Below are 4,122 nucleotides of genomic sequence, written 5' to 3'. Positions count from 1 at the left end.
GTTCTGGCCCTGGCCCTGGTTCTGGCCCTGGCCGGGCCATTGCCCCTGCCCCTGACCCTGGTTCTGTCCCTGGTTCTGCCCCTGGCCTTGGTTCTGGCCCTGGCCCTGGTTCTGGCCCTGGCCGGGCCATTGCCCCTGCCCCTGACCCTGGTTCTGTCCCTGGTTCTGCCCCTGGCCGGGCCACTGACTCTGTCCTTGGCCCTGCCCCTGACCCTGGTTCTGGCCCTGGGCCTGTCCGGCGGCTCCCGAGCCGCCCCCGCCCCTGGCGTCGTCGTCCGCGCGCAGGGTGCACGGCGCGAGGCCCTGCATACCCTGCGGCTGCTTTCCGCCACTGCGGCCGACGGCCACGGCGATCCGGTCGAGCGATGCCGTCCGCTTGTCCTTCAGCGGACCCAGTACGGCTTGTTGGGCATAGCCGGGATCGCGGTCGACCTGATCCTTGTTCGAGGCGAACTTCTCGTATGCGTCGGTGATCTGCGTATCAATGGCCGCCAGTTCCCGGTCCACCTCGGGGCGGGCCGGTTCCGGCACGTCCGGAAGGCTGTTGGACACGTCCGGACAGTCGATCGTCGAGGCGTTCGTCACCGGGGCGGCCCGTACCTGGGCCTTCCCCGGATCGTCGCTCGCCGAGGCGTACACATTCACCGCGACAAGGCCGCCCCCACCGATGAAGAGTGCCGCGGCGGCCATCGTCATCCGCCGAGGGAAGGTCGGCCGTTTTCGTATTGAGCGTCCCATGGAACTCCTTCGCTTGAAGCAGCGCGTCGTTCCATACGCAAGGGGCGCGTGGGGCGTTCAACGCCCCGGCTATTTCGTAGGTATCTCCAGGAACACCGGTCAGCGCTTGACCGCGCGCAACACCACGAACTTCGGGTCGCTGGCGACGAGTTCACTGTTGCCGAAGAGCCGCTGGAGCTTGAGGTGGTAGCCCAGGTGCCGGTTGCCGACGACCCACAGCTCACCGCCCGGCCGCAGCGCCTCGCGCGCGTCCGTGAACATCCGCGTGGAGGTGCGGTCGGTGGTCGCCTGATGGGTGTGGAACGGGGGGTTGTTGAGCACCAGATCGGCCGTGCCCGGCGGGAACCCGCTCAGCCCGTCACCGAGCCGGAACTCGGCGTCGGCCTCCCGGGCCGCGCCCACGCAGAGCCGGAAGGTCGCCCGGGCCGAGGCGATCGCCTGGTGCGACTCGTCCGTGAACACCACTCGCGCCTCGGGGTTGGCGAGCGCCACCGCGGTGCCCACGATGCCGTTGCCGCAGCCAAGGTCGACGACCCGGTCCGGGCCCGTCCGCGTGGGCAGGTGCTGGAGCAGGAAGCGGGTGCCGATGTCGAGGCGGTCGGCGCAGAACACGCCCGCGTAGTTGGTGACGGCGAGCCCGGAGGCGGGGCCGATACCCATCTCCAGCGAGTACGTCAGCGGCCACGGGTTCACCGGCCGGGCCAGGTCCGGGTCCGGCTCGCAGAAGATCAGCCGGGCCTTCTTCTCGGCCAGCGAGGTCTTCGTCGGGCCGAGGATGCGCTCGAAGAGGTTCAGGGTGGAGGTGTGGATGTCCTTCACCATGCCGGTGCCGACGACCACGGTGCCCGCGTGCACGGCGGGCGCGAGCCGGTGCAGCTGGTCCTCCAGGAGGCCCAGGCTCTTCGGTACGCGCACCAGCAGCACGTCCACCCGGGCGGGCGGCTCGTCATGGGTGGACAGCAGCGTGACGGAGTCCCCGGCCACGCCCGCCCGCGCCAGGTTGGCCCTGGTCGCCTCCTGCCCGAGGAAGGACTCGCCGATCTGGGTGAGCGAGCCCGCGCCCCGGGCCGCGAGGGCGGTCGTCAGGGCGCCCCACCGGTCACCGAGGGCGACCACGGACCCCGAGAGGTCGATGCCCTCCAGATGCCGCAGCAGATACTCGTCGGCGGCGTCCCAGGCCCGCAGCGGGTCGCGCGGGTCCTCGGGAAAACGGGTCAGTTCGTACGCGCCCCAGGGCGTGGTCATCCGGTTCATTGTCCGCCAGGCTAACCCGCCGGGGCCGGGGCTCCACGCCACCGACGCGTGGAGGGGGCCGGGCCGCCCGCGATCAGCCGCGCTCCAGATAGGCCAGCACGGCCAGCACCCGCCGGTTGTCGTCGTCGGACACCGGCAGCCCCAGCTTCGCGAAGATGTTGGACGTGTGCTTGGCGACCGCCCGCTCCGTCACCACCAGCTGCTGCGCGATCGCCGCGTTGGACCGCCCCTGGGCCATCAGCTCCATGACCTCCAGCTCCCGCGGGGTGAGCCGGCCCACCGGCGACTCCCGCGACCGGCGCGAGAGGAGCTGCGAGATCACCTGGGGATCCATGGCGGTGCCCCCGCCCGCCACCCGCCGCACCGCGTCCACGAACTGCTCCGCGTCGAAGACACGGTCCTTCAGCAGATAGCCGATCCCGCCGTTCCCGTCGGCCAGCAGCTCGCGCGCGTACAACTGCTCCACGTGCTGGGACAGGACGAGCACCGGCAGCCCCGGCCGGGCCCGCCGCGCGGCCAGCGCGCACTGGAGGCCCTCGTCGGTGTGGGTGGGCGGCAGCCGTACGTCGACGATCGCCACGTCCGGCTCCGACTCCGCCAGCGCCCTGGTCAGTTCGGGCCCGGTCTCGACCGCCGCGACTATCTCGAAGTCGTACGCCTCCAGCAGCCGTACGAGCCCGTCGCGGAGCAGGAAGAGATCTTCGGCTAGGACAACGCGCAAGGAATCTCCATGGTCACCATGGTGGGGCCGCCCACGGGACTGCTGACGGCCAGGACGCCGTCGAATGTACCCAGTCGCCGCTCCAGACCGCTCAGCCCGGACCCGCCGCCCACCCGCGCCCCGCCGTGCCCGTCGTCGGTGACGGTGATGCGCAGCGCCCCGCTCTCGTACGAGTACGACAGGTCGACCCAGATGCGGTCCGCCTCGGCGTGCTTGACCGCGTTGGTGAGGGCCTCGCTCACCGCGAAGTACGCGGCCGACTCCACCGGGGCGTCGGCGCGCCCGGCCGGCAGTTGGACGTCGACCTCGACCGGCACCGGCAGGCGCAGCGCCAGCGCGCGCACCGCGTCCCCCAGACCTCGCTCGGCCAGCACCGGCGGGTGGATGCCCCGGACCAGGTCGCGCAGCTCCGTCAGCGCCTCGGCGGACGACTCGCGCGCCCGGGCGAGCAGCGCCTTGGCCTGCGCCGGGTCCTTCTCGATCAGCGCCTCGACGGTCCCCAGGCTCATGCCCACCGCGACGAGCCGTGCCTGCGCCCCGTCGTGGAGATCGCGCTCGATACGGCGCAGCTCGGCGGCCGAGGTGTCCACGGCGTCGTGCCGGGTCTCGGTCAGGCGCTCCACCCGCAGGGCGAGCGCCTGCTCCCGGGTGGGGGAGAGCAGCGAGCGGGACATCGCGAAGTTGGCCCGGATCAGGGCCGGGTTCACGAAGAGACCGAGGACGGTGTACGCGATGCCGAGGAGCGCCGCCAGGAAGGCCGTGGACTGCGAGGTGACGTGGAGGAAGGTGAACCACAGACCGCCGCCCGCCTCGTCGATCGGCTTCCAGACGCCCGCCGCCAGCACCGTGCCCCACACGCTGTAGAGGAGCAGCGCGGGCGCCAGGGCGGCGACGAGGCCGCCGGCCGTCATGTCGACGAACAGCCACTGCAGGTCGCGCCAGGTCGCCGGGTCCTTCAGGAGCAGCCGGCACCGCTCGGCCGCACCGCTCACCCCGGCCCGCTCGCGGGGCAGGGCCCGGTACGGCACGGCGATCTCCATCCCCAGCCACTCCCGGGCGAGGGAGCGGCGCCGGTTGGCGTACACCCGTACCGCGTCGAGCACGGCCGGGGTGGTGAACACACCGACGCCCACCGGGATCAGGGCGATCGACACGACGGCCAGGGTGAACAGGAAGATCCCGACGGCCATGGCGCTGGTCGACAGACCGAACCCCCTGCCGCCGGCGAGCAGCCCCGCCCGTATACGTGTCACCATCGTCCTCGTCCCCCTTCGTGGTCCCGCGTGCTTGCGGACCCAGTCTGACCGCGCCGCACGGGCGCGGTCACGGGGCCGGTCCCCCCGGCCGGGGTGTACCTGGCAACACCCCCCCGACCTCGTATCCTGCCCTTCCGCGACCGGTGCGGGAGG

Annotated in this window: 3 protein-coding genes and 1 pseudogene; all 4 read right to left on the bottom strand. The window is 72.1% G+C overall.

Features of this window, described 5'->3' with window-relative positions; all coding sequences use genetic code 11:
- Positions 1 to 696, bottom strand: a pseudogene (locus ACJA3G_RS31715) (hypothetical protein); the annotation flags it as partial.
- A 141-nt stretch (positions 697 to 837) separates the two neighbouring features.
- A complete protein-coding gene (locus ACJA3G_RS31710; protein ID WP_406556492.1) occupies positions 838 to 1,983 on the bottom strand; it encodes a methyltransferase in 1,146 nt (381 codons plus the stop codon).
- Positions 1,984 to 2,065: 82 nt separating this feature from the next.
- The gene (locus tag ACJA3G_RS31705; RefSeq protein ID WP_406556491.1) at positions 2,066 to 2,713 is read right to left on the bottom strand and encodes a LuxR C-terminal-related transcriptional regulator; all 648 of its coding nucleotides are present in this window, start codon (positions 2,711 to 2,713) and stop codon (positions 2,066 to 2,068) included.
- Positions 2,698 to 3,969 (bottom strand): sensor histidine kinase, encoded by a 1,272-nt coding sequence (locus ACJA3G_RS31700; RefSeq protein ID WP_406556490.1) that lies wholly within the window; start codon positions 3,967 to 3,969, stop codon positions 2,698 to 2,700. Before ACJA3G_RS31700 ends, ACJA3G_RS31705 begins: the two co-directional genes overlap by 16 nt.
- Positions 3,970 to 4,122: the final 153 nt, after the last annotated feature.

This window comes from Streptomyces sp. YS-3 (assembly GCF_045257485.1).
In the GTDB taxonomy this organism is placed as follows: domain Bacteria; phylum Actinomycetota; class Actinomycetes; order Streptomycetales; family Streptomycetaceae; genus Streptomyces.
This window is presented reverse-complemented; position numbering and strand designations above follow the sequence as displayed.